This is a genomic window from Profundicola chukchiensis (genome assembly GCF_029664245.1).
Classification (GTDB): Bacteria; Bacteroidota; Bacteroidia; order Flavobacteriales; family Weeksellaceae; genus Profundicola; species Profundicola chukchiensis.
The window spans coordinates 1-230 of sequence record NZ_JANAIE010000064.1 but is presented as its reverse complement, the minus strand read 5'-3'; the positions used below and the strand labels follow the sequence as shown (position 1 = coordinate 230).

At 67.0% G+C, this 230-nt stretch carries 1 protein-coding gene; it reads right to left on the bottom strand.

Features of this window, described 5'->3' with window-relative positions:
- Positions 1 to 160: NAD(P)-binding domain-containing protein (locus NLM59_RS11915; protein WP_369426813.1), on the bottom strand; the 160-nt coding region annotated here is incomplete at its 3' end.
- Between the last annotated feature and the right edge of the window lie 70 nt (positions 161 to 230).

The following is a 230-nucleotide window of genomic DNA, read 5'->3' as shown; positions in this document are numbered from 1 at the left end:
CGTTCGGCGCCTCGGTGCCGCCGCGGGAGAGCGCCGCGTCGATGCCGGTGCGGTCGCTGTGGCCGAGCACGACGAGGGCGTGGCCGGCCTGTTGCAGGCATTCCACCATGGCGCGGCCCATGAGCCCGAGGCCGATGAAGCCGATTTTCTGCTTGGTCATGATGTCTCCTTTCGTGTTACGCGCCGGAAAAATCGCCGGAAAAATCGCCGGGCACCTCGCCGGCTTTCAC